Below are 18126 nucleotides of genomic sequence, written 5' to 3'. Positions count from 1 at the left end.
CTGCTTTGCTCACAAAAAATCTTTGGCGATGAAATCATTACAGACCGGACAAGGGTGGAAAGCCAGTTGATCCAAAGTCGAAGTCGTCAACGAATGGCAAATTTCGGGCGACGGCGGACACCTCTGTAATGGCGATAAGGAGGGTCGAAAGTTGCCGGTCAGTAGCGCGCTCCAATTCCGGTCGTTGAGGCTGCCAAAAAGTTTGCTGAAAGCGGTCGTTTCGCTTTTCATACTAATAATGACTGCGAAGGGTTGGGATGCGGTCGGGCTGCTTCCGGGAGGCACATCCCATAAAGCGGCCACTTTCAGCAGGATCCGGTGTGCATTCTACTTCGTCATATACTCACAGACGGACATGCTTAACCCTGACAAGCTTCAACCAGGGACGCGTAGTGATGAATGGTTCTGGCGGCGTTGCATCCACAACATCCTTCTGCCCGGCGAACAGCACGTAGTTCGTTCCTTTTTCGCCTGTCGCGCTACGATAGCGAAGCCCCTCGATCTTGCCGTTCTCAAACTCGAAGTCTCGGATGAATTCTGTAAAAACTTGAGTAGGAATGTAGTCGACATTAACGCGGTCACTCCTATCGACGGGCTGGATGATAAGATTGGCAAAATCAGACAGAAAACTGAGAATGCGTTGCTCCATACGGTATGCAGTCGAAAAGAACCCGGGAACATCGGGCAAGTTTGCCAGATCGAGAATACGGATGGGACGATTGGTCGTAAAGGTGCCAACCGATGCCATCGAATTTCTGATTTCAGTGACCGCCAGCTTGCGTTTGTCCGCACCGTAGAACATCGAAATTCCGGGCGGGTTCATGCGGTTTGATTGAGTTGCTAAATGATCGGGCGGCGGCCCGAGTGCTGCAGGACTGGTGATTGGTTGGCGCGGTTTTCGTGCCCGTGCTCGATGGAACGTCTGCCCAGCAGCGATTTCGATGATCAATCCTGATCTCTCGGCATGCTGACAGACTGTTTCGAGAAACTCAAACGGAGAACGGGCATCGGGGGTGCGTCCGTCTGACTTGCCGATATCATGGAAGAAGAACCGACGTTGATGCTTAACTATGTCGCAGAAGCGCTCCCATGAGAACCTCAGGCTTTCGTCGGGCTCAAGAACGAGCCAGTCGTATTCACACCAGGTGTCGTCTCCAATGCCGTCAACAATCGCACGGAATAGGCTCTGGTCGTTGTCACGAGGCAAGTCGAGCCCGATCTGATCGCGGATCATATCGTAGCTGTCGATATGCCAACCTTGGTAGCCGCCTTCCCTAGACTCATAGGGCAGCTGGTCCCCGGCTTTGCCGTAGAAAGTTTGAATGCGTTCCAAAATAAAGTCCACGACCTCTTGGAAAGGCATCGTAGAAGCATCTTTGCGATGGCAAAAATAGCAGCCCCTCGGACCGCCGTTGCTTCGGATCATCGTTCGGAGATCATCATCACTAAAACATAGATAACACACATTCTTTTTATGATCATACATTCTCAATCCAAAGCCAAAGTAGCCGCTTGTCTGGTCATCGTTGATGGCACCGTCCCTCGTGTTGATCAAGAGCGATCCCTATTGCTGCTGCACTTTCCACTCTTTCGGTGGGCGACAATTCCTCTCGGGATCAAGGAACTCATCGTATCCACGAATGGTAACGAACAGGATGTTTCCTCGAGAACAGACGGCTTAAATAGGATTGGTTGTCTTAAACCGGCACCCCAAGAATTTGATTCCAGCCATTGCTGACGTTTTCGATGATCGCTCGCAGAGACCTATCGCCACCGGTCGCCACTACGACAACCTGTGGCGTACCGTTTTCACGGCCTTCATCGAAAACAGTTGGCTTATCGTGGGAAATCCGCACAACTACTCCGGTATGAGGAACCTCAATGATGTTTGGGTCCTTTAGCTCGGCGTGCTTCACCGCGTTTGAGAGGCCGCCTAGAATGCGATGGTCATCAGGACGAGCATCACCTGTAACTGATTGAGAACGGGTTTCTATGAGGGTTCGCATTTGAGCAATGTTTGCAGGGTGCGGGTTAACCGCCTTTCGTTCAAACGCAACCTCCGCGAAATGATAAAGAAAGATCGCAGCAGACATGCCGGTCCGAAGGGCCTCATATGCTGCGTCTTGAACATCGTAAGCATCTCCTTTGGCGTTCGCATTGATCAGCCGTTCTTCTGTTTCAATGAACAATTGATTGGAGCGACGAACCAACCTTTCCCAATGCGTTTGAATAACCAACTGACCCACGCCATGCTCCTAAATTTAACCTACTGTCTTTAGCATGACTGATTTGCTGAAGTCTTCCACGGTAAAACTCTAGATTTTCGCAAACTTACAGTCTTTTCGTAAATCTTTTAAAATCAAAGGTAGTCCGTCTGTATGCTGCCTCAGCTCTGCTGTCCTTCCTCCTTCAGACGAACGGCGGGTTTCGGCAACAAAGAATGCTCTTTAAACGACGACAAAGGGGTCGCAAGCGGTCGGACTGTTTAGCGCCTTCATTTCGGTCATTCAGATCTCAACGCCGAATTCCCAAAGGCAGACGTACGTTATACAGTTATATCAATGCTCAGAAGAAAGTTCGAATCCCGTGCGGTGCGCCAAATACCGCCGATTGCCCTCTATTACCGCCGGTAACCGCCAAGACTATGCCCAAGAGTAGAGCGGTAAATTACCTACGAGCGAAAAAACGCATATACGGCGGTGTTTGGCGGCAAAATAGTTCGTATCGTTTTCAGCCTGGTTGGTCGCCTTTTCCATAGTAGGCAACTCGCACGGGCTTGCTGAGCGCTATCCACCCGCCAGCCTTCCAGTTGCGCTCGGATAGAGCAAAAAGCCCGGGGATGTCCTCGCCCTATCCGCCGTCCCCATTCTGATGGGAGGCGACGATTCAGTGACGATCCGCTTCTCGACACTTTTTCAGACGCAGAGTACGTTTCTCCGATCCAAACCGAGCCGACTCTAATGCCAGCGAACAAACTGACCAAGAAGAAGACCGAGACCGATCTTGAAGCGGCAATCCGCGGCACTGTCATGCGGGTCTTCCCGTGGCTCGACCCCGCTCACGTGAGACACCAGGTCAAGTTCTCGTTCACCTTTGGACGCTCGAGAATCGATGTCGACAACACCGACAGCTACGACAAGCAGGCGCGATCAGACATCGTTCTTGAGAAGGGTGGCGTGCCCCTGGCCGTCCTCGAGCTAAAGCGGGAGGGCAACGCCTTGTCCGCCGAGGATGAAGCACAAGGTCTCTCCTACGCGCGGGTACTCGATCCGATGGCGCCCATCGTCATCGTGACCAATGGCGATGAAACCCGCATCTTCGACAGCTACACCGGACAGTGCCTCGAAGCCGACACGCTCACGAAAACCCAATTTGTCGCGACCGTAAATGCCGCCGCGCGGCTCGCTGCCGGGAACCTGAAGCAGGCGATCCAGACATTGATGGGGAACGAACCCACGATCTGGCGGCAGGCGGTAGAGCAGCTCAGCGATGCTACCATTGAGGATCTAACCGCCACTTCCGACAATCCCGGTCTCCCATTCACCAAAGACTTCCTAATCCAACGCGAGGCGACTGAAGAAGCGATCGATCTGCTTGAGGAAGGAAAGCGCCTGATCCTGATCGAAGGTCCGCCGCTCATCGGCAAAAGCAACATTCTGCGCGACCTAGCGGGCCGAACCCGGAAGGCAGACCGGTTCGCCACCCTTTTGATCGAAGTCGGACGTAGCGGCATTGTTCAGGCCGTCGCCGATCGGTTAGCCAATCAACTGAACTGGCCCGTGACAAAAGAGGAAGCCCGGGCGTGGTTAATGCAACTTTCGCGGGGCGACCAGAATCCGCATCTGGTTCTGGCACTGGACGGTATCGACCCTAGGGACAAGAAGGCCGTTGCCGAGATAGAGGATCTCAGCTCCAGCCGCTTCGGTGTTGGTCTGCGAGTGGTTGTGACGTTTGACGACTCCGCAGTCCATCGCATCCTCGAGAGCAAAGGCGGTCGCGATCAATCACAGATCGGGCGTCGTGCCACTCGGATTGCCGTGGATCGGATGAGCGACGCCGAGTTCCGCGCGGCGGTCGACATGTTGTCGGACATGCGCATATGGTTGATGCGCGGCGCGCAATCGGCCCGCGAATTGCGCTTTCCGTGGGCGTTGCGAATGCGCGTCTGGAGCGTCATGCAGAACGCCAAATTTGGTGATCCCAACTGGGGCGTGAGTCTCGCGCCCCTGATGGGCCTTGAGATAATCGCCCACGCTCGAGAAGCGTTTCTCGGTCAGGAACTGCGCCATCAGTTTCATGAAATAGCCCGGGCCGTGCTTGATGACGCCCGCAGTAGGAAGCGTCCAATCGCGCTTGTCCTGCAATCCATGGGCGTCTTCATGGTCCGTAAAAAGAAGCTGACCAAGAGGCTCACGGATGCCACAATCAAGCGCCTGGTCAAAGACGGCTACCTCAAGCCGGCGATGCAACCGTCGGGTGAGCCGGTCTTGATCGTGCGGCTCCCCGAATTGTTGGCCAGCGAACTGGCGGCCCTGATCGCTCATGAACTGACCCAATCGGAACTATCGGATCCGTCCACGGCGGCTAGATGGCTCACAGGCGCATCTTCTAATCTGCCGCTGGGCGATATTGTGACCGCCCAGGCGATTCTAGACGCCGCAAGTAGTGGGTTTGGGCTATCCCTAGATCTCGTGTTGGCGCTCGCGGAAACACGACCCACCCTGCAGACCGTGCAGCCCGGGGCCCGTTTCGCAACTTATCAACCGGGAATAGGCCTTGTCGACTTCACGGTAACCGAAGACGGTTCACTACTCGTCGAAGCGAACGGCAGACACGGCCGCATCGAATTAGACCCCGAAGAAACACCGGGCGAAATATACCACGACTTCCACAGCTGGATGATCCTGTCCCATCTTGCGATGGTGCCGTCGGTAGCCAGGATCGACGGCGTCGACGAGCGCATCGACACGGCTATTCTCTTGGAGGTCGCCTCAGCCCCCGTGGTCCTGCGATCAGTCGGCCCCGAAGTAGAATTCAATGCCGTGCGCGTCCATGATGTCCCGGGTGAAGGTTCGATCGTGTGCCACCTCGAAGGCATCGTCGAGCCCATTACTTTCGCTCTCTTTGAATTTTTCTATCGTGAGTTTCGGGTCGCAGCCGACTGGATCAATGAGGCCTGTCGACGGAACTCGTTGGCTCTAGTGGCCCGAGTACAAATCGCTCTGCAATACCTCGCGGATATCGAGGACGGTGACAGGTCCGACTTTGCTCGAGAAATGCTGGACGGCCCGGTCAAGGCATCTTTCAAAGCTCTGCCGGAGCTCCATCCTGAACGCGGATGATCTTCACATAGTACGTTGCTCCGCGCCGAGTTGCATCGGCAATCGTCCATTTGCAGGTGTGCCTCTGCTTCAGGGCACATCTTCGTGCACTTCGCCTTCGTCAGTGGACTATACGACCGCTTTCAACGCTTATCCGCTGAAAGCCGTCTGTCTGCTGTCCACGGCCTAAAACCGCCGATCATAAACCTACGGCCGTGGTAGCGCCGTCGTCGATAGATTGAGGCATTGGTCTCCATCAATATCAAAAGCTATGAGTCTTCCTATCGCGCCTTGGCGGCTGGCAAGGGCTCGAAATGTCCCTTACCCCGCTGACGAGGTAAAAACTCCTCTTACTCCACTCTGTTATCCGTAGAAATACTACTGGGATTTAGAGAGCTATAGCGTAGATGTAGCTGTCATCGTCACCCGGTGCGCGCTCACAAGAGCGTAGAAACGGCGGCGTTCGGCGGCAGAAATGTTTGAATCTCTTTCGGTCGAGTGATTCCCACAAGAATACGTCACGGCTTGATGACGAAGACCGATAAATGTGTGCTGTATTCTCTATGCTGTTGCAGTCACCACCGGCAGGCTTATCATTCGTGATTCATGATGCGTCTAAGGTATTTTAGTTAAAGCAGTAGTGGTTCATGCCTACAATTGATCATAGCGACGAATTAGATACCGTTCGAGCGTCGCGGGCGGGCCACACTTTTCACGAGCGTTGGGCAGCACGAAGAGCCCTTCAGCTCGTATTCCCCAAGGACAACCTCTTCGCGATTGCCGTCGAGGGTCTTTCCTCGACCGAGACCGCGAAGCCCGGCGACAAGGCCGAGGAGGTCGCGGACCTCGTGCTGTATTACGGCAATGGCAACAACTTCGCCGCAAGCGATCGGCTTGAAACGGTGCAGTTCAAATACAAGCTGCGCCCCGATGAGGTGACCGCCTCCTTTCTCCGAAAAACAATTGAGAAATTCTGCGCGACAATCGTCGGCTATGAGAAGGATTTCACGGCCGCAGAAGTCGATGCCAAAACTGCCTTTATCTTCGTGACAAACGCCTCGTTTGGCCCCGGTCTATGGGAGGCACTTGCCGCTCTTCAGAGCGGCGTTCCTGCGACAAGCCGCGGCGCTGGTCGGCAGGTAAGCTACCTGACTGCAATCTGTGCGAAGAGCGGCGTTCCCGATCCGAAGCGCCTATTCTCCCGCGTAGAGTTTCGTGCCGCCGAGAAGAACCTCCAGGGGCAAAGCAACGCGCTCCGCCGAACGCTCACGGATTGGTCGGCGGGTGCGGACTCTCAGGCCAAACTGCGCCTGCACGACTTGCAGGATCTCGTCCTGAAGAAGGCAGGTCCCAGTGGTCAAGGAAAGAACCTGATCAGGCGTGAGGATGTTCTCGACGCGCTTGATTGCGAGCCAGAAGATTTGTTCCCCGCAGACACGCGATTCGTTGATGTTGGGGCGATAGTCGAACGGACAGAGCTCGACATCGTCGGCGCAAAGGTCGCGCAGCTATCCATGCCAATCTTCGTGCATGCCGAAGGAGGGGTGGGGAAGACCGTCTTTGTGCAGAGCCTCGCCGCGCGCCTGAGCAACGAGTTCGAGGTCGTCGTCTTTGATTGCTTTGGCGGAGGCGCCTACCGGTCTGAAGAGCACTCTCGCCATCTGCCGAGCGTCGGCATCGTCCAGATCGTCAACGAGCTCGCATCTAGAGGGCTCTGCGATCTCCTCCTTCCGTCGGAGAATGACAACCGCCGGATTCTGAAAGCTGCTCGAAAGAGGTTTAGCCAAGCCGCCACTGCCATCGTCACCCAGTCGAAGAAGCGCGGACTACTTATCATCATTGATGCTGCCGACAATGCCCAGCTAGAGGCCGACTATCGCCGTGAGGACGCGTTTCCCAAACTGCTCTTGTCGATGCTCGACCACGAGCCGATTGATGGCGTGAAGTTGATGCTCACGGCCCGCACGCACCGCAAAGACACCGTCATCGCCCGCGCGAGGGTCGAGCCCTTCGAACTGGGGCCGTTCACCGAGCCCGAAGCGCGTCAGTTTCTGGAGGCGAGAAGGCCAACGATCTCCGAGGTAGAGGTTGCAACTGCACTCTCCCGGTCGGGCCGAAACGCCCGCGTGCTCGACTACTTGCTGACCACCTGGGACATAAACGTCTCCGGCACGGCGCCGTCCACTCCGATCACGGTCAAGGAGATTATCGCCCAGCGGTGCGCGAAGATCGTCAACGACCTTCACATCGCGGGTTGGCCCGAGAACGAGGTTCGCGAGTTCTTTGTGGCGCTCTCGCTTCTGCCGCCGCCCATTCCCCTTGACGACCTGGCGGGTGCTTTGGGCTGGCCGGCATCTCAGGTGAATACCGCCGCATCGGACTTGGCCCCCATGCTAGAACTCACACCTCATGGAGCCATATTCCGCGACGAGCCTACTGAGACATATGTCCGCGAGACCTACTCAAGCGAAGTAGACGCACAAAGAGTGATCGCCGACAGACTGTTGGCGAGCCAGGCATCATCGTCCTATGCCGCCGAGGCGCTACCCCACTTCCTCGTCGTCATCAATGACAGTGATCGCGCCTTCGCTCTGGCGGACTCCTCCAGCTTTCCCTCTGTTGTGCAGTCGGAGTTCGGCCGGCGACGTTTGTCGCTCGCGCGCCTGCGAGCAGCCTTCCGCCTTGCCGTGGCGGCAGGCGACTTCGACCGTGTCCTCAACCTCACGATGCGCCTTGCGCAAGTGGCGACCGCCAACATGCGGGGCGATGAGTTCATTCGCCGCTCGCCTGCTCTAGCGGTGACACTGGGTGACCCCGATGCGCAGCGCCGACTATTCGCAGATAGGTCGGGGTGGCGGGGAGCGCGAAGTGCGCGCCTCACCATATCGTACAGCTTTGCGGGCGATGCTGAAGAAGCAATGATTCAGCGCGAAAGTACGATCCGGTGGATCAACTGGCATTCGCAGCTCCCCGGGGAAGACCCGCCTCATGACCGTGCCGGGCCTGAGACAGCCGACTTTGCAGCAGTGTTGTTCGCCAGCGTCTTGCATGGCGACCTTGAGAACGTTGACCACAATCTCACCCGCTGGACTGCTCGTTTCTCACTTGCCGCGAGCGATGCTCTTCTCACGCTGCTCGACCAGCTGAAGTTGACGACCGGCGATGACGCGCTTGCCGAGTTCGTAGAGTTCGCCGCAGGCGATCAGTGCAAGTCCGCCGCGCTGAAGATCTGCTTGCTGACGCGGCCCCAATACATCACTCGGGCGCAAGCCAAGTCACTCTCGGCGTCACTCAAGGCCTTCTCGGAGCCAGATGATCAGGAAGATCGTGAGGACTATTCGTTCCGAGAGGATAGAAGCATCGCCGGAGACATCATCCAAGCTGCGCTCACCGTGCTGCTAACGGGCTCACGGTCGGTAGCGGCCTCGCTGATGCGCAATGTCCCAGAGATGCGGCCCTCAGGCTATGACTACAGCGAGCGCTATGGACATCCGAAGGTCTGGCAGCCTCTCATTTGTGCTTGCGTGCGCGCCTGGTCTGCCGGAAAGCCGCTCGCTTATCACGATCTCCTTCCCATAGAACTGAAGATTACGAAGCGCGCCAAGGCCATCAGCGATAAGAAAGAGCTGGCCAAGTTCATCGCGGAGCAGACCGTCAGCACCGCACCGGTGCGAGGCGTCAAGAAGCGAAAGTCCCCAAAGGAAAAGGCTCGATACAACTCTGTTGAGCGCAACGAGATCGTTGATGCCATCGAACTCGCGTTGACGTTGATGCAGCCCATTCAAGAGGCGATCCTTTCAAAGCAGCCGGTCAGTGTCGCCACCATGGATGCGTTCATTTCCATCTGGCAATCGACGACCCGCAGCAGCGTGCATTGGCGATCCGAGACCGCAGTAGATTTGCAATCGCGAACACTGGGCCTCGCGTGCGTGGAATTGCTTTTCTCCTACGCAGCTGATGTTACGTCGGAACAGGCTCGCGCCGTGGTCGATCTTGTTTCTGCCGGGCGGTTCGCGCCCTATCAGAAGCTCAGGGTCTTGGCCCATCTAGCTCGTAGGCCACCTTTGCACAGCCTGGCTGGAGAGTTTGCGCGCCACGTCTCGGAACAAATCCGAAAAGATGAGAACATTGGCTCTCGCGGCGAAGGATACGCCGATCTCGCCGCAACTCTGGTCGCTATGAGCGTCGACGAGGCACGCGAGTACTACCGCCAGGGTCTCTCACAGCTCGACCAGATGGGCGGCGAGGACTTCCAGCAAATTTACTCTCTGCTACACTATGGCGTCGTTCAGCCCGGCGGCGAACTCTCTCCCGTGGCCGCGCAGCGCCTCATGAACCTTTGCCAAGCAATCGCTCACTACGAACCCAGGAAGTTTGGCTGGACATTGTTCGGGCGTTCGGCGGCGAACTCAATTGGCTTTGCAGCCATCGCAAAACTCGTGCGATGGAAGGACCAGGATGTGGTTGAGCTTTCCTATGGCTTACCCCAGCTGGTTTGCTACTTAGCGAAAAAGGGGAAGCTCTCGCCAGTACGAGCCGCGCTGCTCCTCACATTGTGCAAGGATCACGGCTGGTGGGATTGGCAGGTCGGTGAAGGCATCTCCGACCTTTTAAGCGTTTGCGACCCTGCCGACCGTAAGGCCATCATGAATGTGATCCTTGGGAAACTGCGCGCCGAGCATATGGACGGCGCTTGGCCAACGCTATGGGAAAGTCTCCTAAAGGCTGGTGATAGCTATCCAGGGACGCTTACCGAAGAGGAAAAGACCGCGATCGAACAAGCGAGGGCATTTGCTAAGCAGAAGCAGGACGAATTCAACGACCGCAATCGCTCTTCAAGCCAATTCCTCGCTCATACGCCGCCGCGACCGACCAAAGAACAGGTCGACGAAACCATCGCGACGCTTGTCCAGCGCTGCGATCCGACATCGGCCGCTTCGATAGACGAGGCGATCAGGATGATCGATGAGGACAAGCGCCTTCCATTCGGAGCTCGTCTTCAGTTCGTGGCAGGTGTGCGAAACGCGTGCCCCTACGGCAAAAGGTTGCAGTTCCTGTTCGCCATTTGCGAGGCAACTGAGTTCGAGTTTGACCGAGCTATCGACCTAACAATTGAGTGCATTGCGGTATGGGCGAGTGAAGCCGCCCACTTGCGCTCACATTCGAAGGAGCTGATCGCCTCACTATTCGAGCACAAAGGAGCCCAGCTTTTTGATGATCGTTATTCCAATATGGCCCGGCGCATCCACCAGCTTTCGGAACTATGCGACGACAAGCGCTTCGTGCTCGAGCAGATACTGAAAAAGGTTGCGATCGACGAGATAGAGCTTGATGGAGATGAATGGCTCCAGCTGGCAATCTCGCTCTGTGACATTGCGTCCGGTGCTGCCGCGCTCGAAGCCTTCGAGCTACTCCTTTCCGGCACGGCCTCGCGTTTCGCGGATGAGATCGGTGAAGGCCCTTATCGAGCCGAGTTCGCGGCCGCGCGGCAAGAACCTGGTTTCTTGGCCGACATTCTCTGGCATCTCTTGGGCGATGACGACGCGTATGTCAGGTGGTCGGTGGCACGCTCTCTCTCTACCGCTGTCGAGCTGGGTTTGCACCAGGAGCTGGAATTGCTGCTCGATCGGTTCGACGTTCGCGAGGTGCCGGCGCTCGCTACGACTGACAGGTCGCTGCCCTTCCAGAACTCACAGGAGTGGCTTCTCATCGGTTTCGCCCGGGCCGCAAAAAGGCACGGCAGCACTCTCGCATTCTTGCGCCCCAAACTGCTGGCGCTCGCCCAGCGGGCTGATGTCCATGTGATGCACAAGGTGCATATCGCACGCTGCCTCGAGAATATCGGTAATGGGGGGCGTCCTGACAAAGCGCTTGCGATCTTGCGTGCGCAAATCGACACGCCTCCGAACGGCACGGTGAAGACAGATGAGTGGCCGGCGCCCGCGGAGGCCACATCCGGTTTTTCCTTTGACTATGAATTCAACAAATCCGAGCTCGATGACTTAGCGCGTCTTTTTGGCTTGCCTCATGGGACGGTAGCGGACCTTCTTGCGAGCGAGATTGTGGCGCGATGGCCCGAGGCAAAGGACATGAGCTATTTCCCCGGCCATGATCGTTACCGCCGTGATCGCAATGACCAGCACGAGTACTTCAGAGAGCATGTTCAAAAGCACGCACTGTTTAGCGCGGCCACCAAACTGTTCGCTTCCCACCCCGTCGTAGCGAGAACATATGATGACGAAAGTGATAAGTGGCGCGAGTGGCGTGACCGCTACGACATCACCTTCGATGACGGGTCTTGGCTTTCTGATCGCAAGGACGGCACCCCGCAACGGGCGTTTGAGAAACTTCTCGGACCGCGCGAGAAGCAGAAGGAGTCGCTTCAAGCTCCAGACGTTGTGCTAAAAAAGCTCAAGATCATCGACCGCGATCCCGCCGACCTTATCCCGCTCTATGGCAGGTGGACATCGCCGGACGGCGTTTCAGTGAATATCACGTCCGCACTGTCGGAGCGGAAAGGAGCGGTTCAACGGTGTACGTCTTTCTCCAAAAAGCCCAGCCACGACTTCTGGCTGCCGGAGTTTTGGGACGGCGGGTACTATGATCGGCACTATCGGCAGGCGAGCCCGTTCGAGCCACTAGTTTGGGCACCAGAACATTATGGTCTTGGCATCGATCAAGGCGAAGAACTCGCCGCTCACGGAGCGGCGTCAAGGCCGCGACTGGGAATAGATCTAACGAAGCAGCTGTCTTTGACCGAAGGGCCCATAGTCGGCGAGTGGCACGACGCCAGTGGCAGCCTCGCTCTGGAGAGCCAGGTCTGGGGAAAGTGGGAGCCGAACCCTGACCAGCACAAATATCGCCATCAGTCCGGAGGCGAGATCCTATGGGCAACGCCAGCGTGGCTAGAGGTGACGTTGTCGGGCTTGAAACGTCGTCTGGTCTCGACGATCACACTTTGGAAGTACCGCTCGTCAACATCCTACGACGAAACATCCGGTGCCAAACTCGTCATCGTTGCCTTGAGGGTGGATGATGGCGGCATTCGGTTCTGGCACGCGAAGAAGGCGTCAAGCGTCGACTATTAGCGCAAGTTCCGCGACTTAACTGGTCATAGAGGTGTGCCTTCTTGTTCATCATCACTTATTCTGCGTAGCACCACCGCAGCGTCCAAGCGAGGCTCTACCGACATACGTGAGCAGGAAGCCTGAACGGTTCCCCTGGCTGCTTCGCTGATGTCGGGGTCGAATGGGGCTGACGTCGCCCTCATTTCGGTCATTGCAGACCTTCCGTCGTTCTGCTTAAAGCGGAATTAGATGATTTCGCTCGGAGAACTGCAATGCTACCCTTCATTCTACTGGCCGCGCGGTATTTAGGCGCAGATAAACTTCCCTTTCCTACATGACATCCCGGAACCGCGCAGGATCGTCAAGTTAGAAGCACACTCTTTTATTTTCCGTCGGAACAGCACGCGGGCTGGCACTCGATACAGCCAATCTCATATTTGAAGTGGTGATGAACTGGGGAGTTTAATGGCAGAGCGTAAGGCGATTCCGGCAGCGACAAGATTGCGATTATTTTCCTAGGCATCGGGTCACTGCCAGAAACCGGATTGTCTTGACGCGTTGTTCCCGGTCGAATTGGGTGGAGACAAGCACATCGCCGAAATGGCCCACGTAATTCCGCATGGCGAGGCCGGGCCTCGCCATGAAGATCGACCGGCAGGTGACTTCGATCCCGATGCGTTCGAGAACCTAATTTTGCTCTGTCCGACGTGCCACACGAAGATCGATAAGGATCCCGACGGTTTCCCTCGCAACATTCTCTTGGAATGGAAGCAAAATCACCTTGCCAATTTGGCAGCAAAGCAGGGGATTAGGGCCTATGAGGATCGCGCCGAAGTGAGAGCAGCGGTTGTTGGAGTGATGGCCGAGAATAAAGCCATCTGGGACAAGTTTGCTCCAGAGCATGGATCGAATTTCGAGTATGATCCAGAAGCCGAAGCCGCAAAGGCGTGGAGCCAGCGAATGCGGAGCGTCATCTTGCCGAACCACTATCGCGTTCAGGCCATCATTCAGGCGAATTTGGGACTCGCTACTGGTGACGAACGCCGGACATTCGCAGAATATCAGGAGCATGTGCGCGGCTTAGCAGAACGCCATGTTTGCGGTGTGGCCGGCCGTGCGATCCGCTTTCCCGCGGCAATGGAAGGCATATTCTCGTGAACTGGCAGGTCAAATATGTGCTCGCCAACATCGCAGAGCAGCCACCGTTGACCGCAGGGCATGTGGAGGGCGAGCTCATCCGAATTGTAGCTCAGGATCAGCCGGACGTCTTGGCCGTGATATCGGCTGCGCATGAGATCGACGCGGCAACGGCGGCGAGCTACCGGGAAACGTATCCGAAAATAGATTTCCTGTGCGGTTACCGGAAGTCCTGCGTTTGGCATGGTGAGGCAATCGAATATCTTGGGGGAGTCCATGTAGGCTGGGGAAGTTCCGGAACCTTAATTTCGGCTGCGCTTGACGGAAACGCGAATACGGCTTCCCATAAGACGTACCTGTTCTCTGACCGCTTGCTCCGACAGTATGGTCGGGTGCAGGAGGTAAGCAGGGAGTATGACCGCGTTCATCGGGTTACGCTCAGGAGCGGAACCGTTCTCAGAATCGGTATGATCGCCGACTATGAGCCAACCGCAGACGCCGTTCGCAGCCTCTGGGATGACTTTGGTCCTGTCGATGTGGTTTGGAACATCAATCCTAACGGGAGTCCATCGCCTGAAGCGATCGAGGCCGGAAATGCGCTAGGGTGCGAGGTGATGAAATGGGAAGAACTGAGGGAACGTTTGAGAACGGCCTGATGACAGCCAGTGAGATTGCTTCGCACCTGCTGGGCAATTGCGGCTCGCTGGAACAGTTCGAAGTCTATATGTTCGGTTCAACACTGCGCGGCATTGGCGAAGATATCGATATTTTAGTTGTTGGCCCCGCCGGCGCCGCGCTTTCCAAACTGAAGCAGGAGTTGCGGGCGGCCAGTGAGTCTCTGCCGCTTCATATCCTCTATATGCAGCCATCCGAGGAACGGCGCACTGAATTTGTGGCGCGAGAACAGTGCGTACACCTCAAAAAGCTGGCGCTCAGAATATGACGCAGGTGCGAGGTGACCAAGCAAACGGCGGAAGGCTTCATGCACCCGTTCTAGGCCACATACTGCTTCCAGACTAACAGGTTACAACGCAATATGCCCGCCCGATTTAGAGGGCTATAGCGTAGACATAGTTCTCATCATCACCCGGTGCGGCGCGCCAAATTCCGCCGATTACCCTCTATTCCCGCCGATAACCGCCCAAACTACACCCACGTAAAAAGCGCTGATTAACGGACGTAAGAAAAAGCGTACATACGGCGGTGTTTGGCGGCGAAAAAGTTCGAATCGTTCCCGGTCGATGGGGCGGTTTTCTAATAGCAGGCCTCTCGTATGAGCTTTGAGTAAATGCTATGCGCGCCCTCACTTTTGTCGCTAGCGCGGGGTCCCGCGCATCCCCAAAACCGGCATTGCTGTCAGGTATAGCCCGCGACCGGATTGGGGGTGAGGTGCTGCCCCCTAAGATCAGCTTATCGATCCTCCATATCGCCTTCTAAGTGGCGGCGCTGACCGACTTAGTCGGCAGTCGCAACGGCCCCGCTAGCGAAAGTCCGTTGGATCAGTCTGACGTTGACGATCCGTTCGAAATGGAAATCAATGTCGCACGGCTCTCGAAATCGGCTAGCGGTTCCAGCAAGACATAGTTCGACCCTTCGCTGTCTTTCGTGGAGCCATATCGTATCGCAGCGAAGCCCGCAGAACGCGCGCAGTCGGCGACGAACCTCGAAAAAACGTACTGCGGCTTTGACCAACCTGCATTGATATGCGGGGCGGCCAGCAAAGCGGATAATGAAATCGCGTTCAGGATATCGAAACACGGCAAGTCCTCGTCGAGATCGGTCAGATCAAGCACTAGCGAAGGCAGCAGGTGCAGTTTAAGACACGCGACAAAAACCTCGTCCTCCTTGCCGCCGATTTCAAGTCGTGCGGTCTGTATCGTGTCGGCCACATAGAGTACCGAGTTACCCGCGTGGTTGAAACGTCCCTCGCCAACGACCTCGATTGGTGCGGGGCCAAAGGTCGTCACGTCCTCCGGGTTTTGGAATTTGCCCAGAATATCGGCGGTCCAGCGCGCTCGATACAACTTGTTCGGGAACTCTTGCGGGTGGATAGCTTTGACGTGGGATCGGATAGCTTCCAAAACCTCGACGGCGAATGGGTGCTCTAACAACAGAAACGGCGTGTGCGTACCAAGCTCGGACAGTTGCTCGATGGCGAGCTCTATCTTCTCGACTTCGCTGAAGCGATGCTCGAATACCCAGAAGTTGTAGCGGATGATGTCGTCACACCGTGGACATGTGACGAAATTAACGAGCGATGAAAACTCCGCCGGCGAATATACATCCCGCATCCGCGAGGTTTCGAAGAACAAGGTGATATCGGTGGACCCTCTCTGGAAATCCAGGTTGCGAAATGCGACCCCGGGCCAGTGGGCCAAAAAGTCATCGTAGCAAGAGTCGCAACACGCAACGCTGGAAGCCATCCAAGAGTCGATCTCGTCAGCGAAGAAGTCGTTGAACATTCCGATGTCGTGGCTACACATCGGCAGGAACGCACCAATCGAATGCTGGGGAAGTGCATCGGCATCTTCGTCGGATGTAACGTGACGCAGCTTAGACGCGATTGCCATTATCCTATTACCCAGACGGTAGAATTTCCATATCCAATACCAAACTGCTGTGTATCAGGATCATATTTCTGTGCACACAAATGTTCCATTCGGAGCTTCCGGTTCTCATCGCGGATTTATGATAGTTGATTTTCCGAAGTATTTTCGAGCTTCGAAGCCAAGCTGTGCGCCGATGTCGCAAGCAAACGGAGATAGACATAGAGCCAGCAAGATCATGGTAATGTTAGCCCGAAAGCGGCTCGCCAGGATATTCGCTACCTCCAGCAAGCGAACAGCTATTGTATGTCAACTCTCGGCGAAAAGGAGGGTATCATCGCGTGCAAGAGCGACACGGGTAGATTCGGATTCCGATTTTGAGGGAACAGGCGGGGAGCGGATGAATATAAACGGGGAGCATGCTGTCCGAATAGCGCAACTTCTTTGGGGATCAACGCCGTCGCGCTTAGGATCGCTCATCGCTATAGCGGGCATCGGGGTGCTGACGAGTATCGTACAGCATGTCATTGAAGGGGTTTTTAGGGCCGCGACTGGGACAGAACTCGGCATTCCGGAAACCAGTCAGTGGGTAGGGTGGGGCCTCCTAGTCATTGGAGTTTTGCTCTCGGTATATGGCGGACAGCAACAACTTGCGCTGCAAAAACCGGTGACCCCAAACCCTCACGATGTAGAGAATCTCCGTAAACTACGTTCAATGTTGCACTCAGATCTTCTCTTCTTCCGGGAGCACAATTTCAACTTCTCCTTTGATCGCAGTATGAGCTGCTGCCGGTTTTGAGGACACCGAGTTAAGGTGTTTTTGGAACTGGAGAGTTTTTATGGAGAGACGCAAGTTCAGCCGGGAGTTCAAGCTCGAGGCTGTTAAGCTGGTCAGGGAACGGGGCGTTGCGGTGGCGCAGGCGGCCCGCGATCTGGATCTGCATGTGAACGTGTTGCGCAAGTGGGTGCGCGAGCAGTCTTCCGACCCGCAGCAGGCCTTCCCCGGTCATGGGCAGATGAAGCCCGAGCAGCTTGAGATCGAGAAGCTGCGCCGTGAGGTCGCCAAGCTCAAGGCGGAGCGCGATATCCTAAAAAAAGCCGCGGCCTACTTCGCCAGGGACTCGATATGAGGTTCTCTTTTGTTGCGAAGCACCGAGGGATCTGGCCGGTCTCGTGGATCTGCGAGGCGCTCGGTGTGTCTCGCTCGGGCTTCCATGCCTGGCTCAACCGCTCGCCGAGCAGACGGACTCAATATGACGAAGTGCTTGTCGCCGGGATCCGGTCCAGCTTTGCCGGAAGTGATCGCACCTATGGCGCCCGGCGAGTCTGGCACGATGTGCTGGCCGAGGGGCTCGAGGCCGGCCTGCATCGCATCGAGCGGCTGATGCGCCAGGAAGGCCTGCGGGCACGCCCTCGTCGGCGCGGCCTGCCCAAGGATGGCGGGCAGCGCCACGCGGTCTCGCCCAACATCCTGGACCGGGCGTTCGTGGCGTCGGCGCCGAACCAGAAGTGGATCGCCGACTTCACCTACATCTGGACGGCTCAGGGCTGGCTCTATGTGGCGGCGGTCGTCGACCTCTACTCCCGCCGGGTGGTGGGCTGGTCAATGAGTTCATCGATGGCCGCTCAACTGGTGACCGATGCGCTGATCATGGCGATCTGGCGTCGCGGCAAGCCCGACAGGCTGCTGCACCACTCCGACCAGGGCAGCCAATATACATCCGAGCAGTTCCAGCGCCTGATGGCCGATCACGGCATCACCTGCTCAATGAGCCGGTCTGGCAATGTCTGGGACAATGCGGCGATGGAGAGCTTCTTCTCCTCGCTCAAGACCGAACGCACCGCCCGCAAGGTCTACCGCACAAGGGACGACGCCAAGGCCGATGTGTTCGACTATATCGAGCGCTTCTACAACCCGAGGCGCCGACACTCGACACTGGGCTATCTCAGCCCCGTGGAATACGAAGAGCAAGCTAAGCTAGCCTAACTTCGTGTCCACCGAACCGGCAGCAGCTCAGTAAGACGGATGGTCTCGACCAGTTCACCTACGAGTGG

The 18126-nt window shown here is 56.4% G+C and carries 9 protein-coding genes; 6 read left to right on the top strand and 3 right to left on the bottom strand.

Annotation, left to right across the window (positions count from 1 at the left end; translation table 11 throughout):
- Nucleotides 1-343: 343 nt before the first annotated feature.
- Both AAIB41_RS16390 and AAIB41_RS16385 read right to left on the bottom strand, forming a co-directional pair.
- Complete coding sequence (locus AAIB41_RS16390) at nt 344-1555, bottom strand: HEPN-associated N-terminal domain-containing protein (RefSeq protein WP_343315079.1); 1212 nt, start codon at nt 1553-1555, stop codon at nt 344-346.
- Between the two features lie 142 nt (nt 1556-1697).
- A complete protein-coding gene (locus AAIB41_RS16385) occupies nt 1698-2246 on the bottom strand; it encodes a hypothetical protein (protein WP_343315078.1) in 549 nt (182 codons plus the stop codon).
- A gap of 714 nt (nt 2247-2960) precedes the next feature.
- Between AAIB41_RS16385 and AAIB41_RS16380 the strand changes: the two genes are divergently transcribed.
- The 5 genes from AAIB41_RS16380 (at nt 2961) to AAIB41_RS16360 (ending at nt 14468) form a co-directional block, all read left to right on the top strand.
- Nucleotides 2961-5342, top strand: coding sequence for a type I restriction endonuclease (locus AAIB41_RS16380; RefSeq protein ID WP_343315077.1), 2382 nt, complete (start codon nt 2961-2963; stop codon nt 5340-5342).
- Nucleotides 5343-5968: 626 nt separating this feature from the next.
- Nucleotides 5969-12409 (top strand): NACHT domain-containing protein, encoded by a 6441-nt coding sequence (locus AAIB41_RS16375; RefSeq protein ID WP_343315076.1) that lies wholly within the window; start codon nt 5969-5971, stop codon nt 12407-12409.
- Between the two features lie 537 nt (nt 12410-12946).
- Nucleotides 12947-13546: an HNH endonuclease gene (locus AAIB41_RS16370; protein WP_343315075.1), complete on the top strand. Its 600-nt coding sequence runs from the start codon at nt 12947-12949 to the stop codon at nt 13544-13546.
- Nucleotides 13543-14181, top strand: a complete 639-nt coding sequence (locus AAIB41_RS16365) for a hypothetical protein (RefSeq protein WP_343315074.1) — start codon at nt 13543-13545, stop codon at nt 14179-14181. Before AAIB41_RS16370 ends, AAIB41_RS16365 begins: the two co-directional genes overlap by 4 nt.
- On the top strand, nt 14181-14468 hold the full coding sequence (locus AAIB41_RS16360) for a nucleotidyltransferase domain-containing protein (RefSeq protein WP_343315073.1): 288 nt from the start codon (nt 14181-14183) through the stop codon (nt 14466-14468). Before AAIB41_RS16365 ends, AAIB41_RS16360 begins: the two co-directional genes overlap by 1 nt.
- Nucleotides 14469-15024: 556 nt before the next feature.
- On the opposite strand, the gene AAIB41_RS16355 is transcribed toward AAIB41_RS16360, so the two are convergent.
- Entirely contained in the window at nt 15025-16095 is a 1071-nt protein-coding gene (locus AAIB41_RS16355; RefSeq protein ID WP_343315072.1) for an RES family NAD+ phosphorylase, read from the bottom strand.
- A gap of 815 nt (nt 16096-16910) precedes the next feature.
- On the opposite strand from AAIB41_RS16355, the gene AAIB41_RS16350 reads away from it, so the two are divergent.
- Nucleotides 16911-18058, top strand: a protein-coding gene (locus AAIB41_RS16350; RefSeq protein WP_343312851.1) for an IS3 family transposase whose coding sequence is annotated in 2 segments (ribosomal slippage) — nt 16911-17169 and nt 17169-18058 — 1149 coding nt in all. Because the reading frame shifts where the segments join, the coding sequence is not laid out codon by codon here.
- Nucleotides 18059-18126 lie beyond the last annotated feature (68 nt).

It is taken from the genome of Brucella sp. BE17, assembly GCF_039545455.1.
Classification (GTDB): Bacteria; Pseudomonadota; Alphaproteobacteria; order Rhizobiales; family Rhizobiaceae; genus Brucella.
Note: the sequence above shows the minus strand (reverse complement) of the source record. Positions and strands in the feature narration are given on the sequence as shown.